The sequence below is a fragment of the Methylobacterium sp. J-026 genome, from assembly GCF_022829585.1.
Taxonomy (GTDB): domain Bacteria; phylum Pseudomonadota; class Alphaproteobacteria; order Rhizobiales; family Beijerinckiaceae; genus Methylobacterium.
Genome location: NZ_JAKSYC010000155.1, coordinates 1 through 2,019, shown reverse-complemented (window position 1 = coordinate 2,019; position 2,019 = coordinate 1). Strand labels below are relative to the sequence as shown.

Below are 2,019 nucleotides of genomic sequence, written 5' to 3'. Positions count from 1 at the left end.
GACGGAGCGGGCCTTCGGGGCGGACGAGACCGTGTTCCGTGCGGGCGATCCCGCCCACGAGATGTACTACATCGAGAGCGGCGTCTTCCGGGTCCCGGAGGTCGGGATCGCGGTGCGGGCGGGCGGGATCGTCGGCGAGCTTGGCCTGCGTGCGCCGGGCAACGCCCGCACGGCCTTGCTGATCTGCGCGGAGCCCGGCAAGGCCCTGTGCGGGTCCTATTGCGACCTCAAGGCGCTGTACTACCAGAACCCGGACTTCGGCTTCTACTTCCTGAAGCTCCTGCGCGCGGCTTGGGCTGATCTGCTCCCCGGCCCCGGCGGGAGGGCTCGGCCATGACGCCCCGCGAGCAGGCCGCCTTCACCGCCGGGATCGAGGCTGTTCGGCAGATGGCGCTCGTCTCGGCCGTCACCATTGAGGTCCGGGACGATGCCAGCCGGGTCAAGAACCAAGCCGCGGTCGCCGCCCTTCAGGCGTTGGCCGAGGGCGCCCGAGACCTGATGCTCACCGAGCCCGCAGCAGGACAGGAGGTCGGATCATGACAGACGCTTACGCCCGCAGTTCTCCGGGCATCCTGTGCGTCCTGTATCTGGAGCACGCCGCCCATGAGGCGGAGCAGGCTGCCCGCGACCTGCAGCGCTGGTTCCTCGCGCTCCCGCTGATGCATCTCGCGCTCGGCGCCATCCTGGTCCCGGCGCTTGCCGGATCGGCCAGCATGGGAGCGTACATCGAGGAGCACCAACGCGAGTGGGAAGCCTACTTCGACGCTCTGGACGATGAGGATCATCCCTTTCCCGATGCTGATCACATGCAGCCGGTCTCTGCCTTGCTGCGCCGTGTCCAGAAGAAGAAGGAGCCGGAGATGCAGGGCCGGCCCGTCGTGCTGACGCAGCAGCAGAAGAAGGACCTCGGCCGCTTCACCTACTACCGGAACCAGTTGGAGCACGTCAGGCCGGGCAGCTGGAGCCTGGAAGTCGCGGGCCTACCGCGCGTCCTCGCAGCAGTGGCCGAGGTGATCCATCAACTTCTCCAAGAGCGGCGATGCTGCACGGACCTTGAAGAGCAGGACGAAGTTCGAGCGGAACACGCGATTACCCAGATCCGAACTATGGCCGCCGGCCGCTCTCACCAAGGAGATGCAGATGCTGGTGCTTGAGCTGCGGCGCCACCCAGACCATTGTTATCCCGTTGATATCTACAACGGATCGGAGGCCGAAGCCGGCCACGGAGCAGGATCATGACGACGGGCAGGCAAGGCTTCCAGCAGGGGCAGAGCGGCAACCCCGCAGGCCGGCCGAAAGGCGCCCGCAGCCGCGCCACTCAGGCCCTTGAGCAGATCCTCGACGGTGACGCCGAGGCAATCCTCAACAAGGCCGTGGAGATGGCGAAGGACGGCGATCCAGTCGCCATGCGCCTTTGCCTAGACCGTCTCATCCCTGTTCGCCGGGACCGACCCATCACCTTCACGCTGCCGCCGATCGACAAGCCGGCAGACCTCACCCGGGCGACGCACGCCTTGATGCAGGGTGTGGCTGCCGGCGAGATCACGCCCAGCGAGGCCGCCGGGCTGTCGAAGCTGGTCGACGCGCACGTGAACGACATCAAGACGGCGGACCCCGCCGAACGCCTCGCTCGGATCGAGGAGGGCGGGCTGTTATGATCGTCAACCTGGAATGCCGCATCCGGAAGATCGAGGCACAGCGCTTCGCGGCCGATCCCGCCCTCAAGGCCATGTCCGGCGATGAGTTGGCGCAGGCCCTGCGGGGCGGCGGCCGGAGCGCTTCGGCCAGCCGAGCGCCACGAGGCGCGCCTTGGCGTAGTCGCGGACCTCGTCGCGGGTGCCGGCGGGCATCGTGGCGAGGACGGCCTGCGTGGCTCCGGGGCGAATTCGTACTGCGTCACCGCCTGGCCCGGCGCCGCCTTGCGGATCGTGCGGGTGGCGGGGCAGGGGGCCACGAGCTTGTCGCCGGCAAAGCCGTTATCCTCGGGCTTGACCGCCCGGGGCGCGACGGACGTGTAGC

At 68.3% G+C, this 2,019-nt stretch carries 4 protein-coding genes; all 4 read left to right on the top strand.

Annotated features, from left to right (window positions below; genetic code table 11):
- The coding region (locus tag MKK69_RS14215; protein WP_243968692.1) for a Crp/Fnr family transcriptional regulator at positions 1-337 on the top strand (337 nt) is incomplete at its 5' end.
- The gene (locus MKK69_RS14210; RefSeq protein WP_243968690.1) at positions 334-540 is read left to right on the top strand and encodes a hypothetical protein; all 207 of its coding nucleotides are present in this window, start codon (positions 334-336) and stop codon (positions 538-540) included. The genes MKK69_RS14215 and MKK69_RS14210, both read left to right, overlap by 4 nt.
- Positions 537-1,154, top strand: coding sequence for a hypothetical protein (locus MKK69_RS14205; RefSeq protein ID WP_243968688.1), 618 nt, complete (start codon positions 537-539; stop codon positions 1,152-1,154). The genes MKK69_RS14210 and MKK69_RS14205 overlap by 4 nt, the downstream gene beginning before the upstream one ends.
- A gap of 81 nt (positions 1,155-1,235) precedes the next feature.
- The gene (locus tag MKK69_RS14200) at positions 1,236-1,658 is read left to right on the top strand and encodes a DUF5681 domain-containing protein (RefSeq protein ID WP_243968686.1); all 423 of its coding nucleotides are present in this window, start codon (positions 1,236-1,238) and stop codon (positions 1,656-1,658) included.
- Positions 1,659-2,019: the final 361 nt, after the last annotated feature.

Bases quoted from the DNA above. Each gene is read 5' to 3' on its own strand.
- MKK69_RS14210 (WP_243968690.1), top strand. From the start codon at position 334: ATGACGCCCCGCGAGCAGGCCGCCTTCACCGCCGGGATCGAGGCTGTT.
- MKK69_RS14205 (WP_243968688.1), top strand. From the start codon at position 537: ATGACAGACGCTTACGCCCGCAGTTCTCCGGGCATCCTGTGCGTCCTG.
- MKK69_RS14200 (WP_243968686.1), top strand. From the start codon at position 1,236: ATGACGACGGGCAGGCAAGGCTTCCAGCAGGGGCAGAGCGGCAACCCC.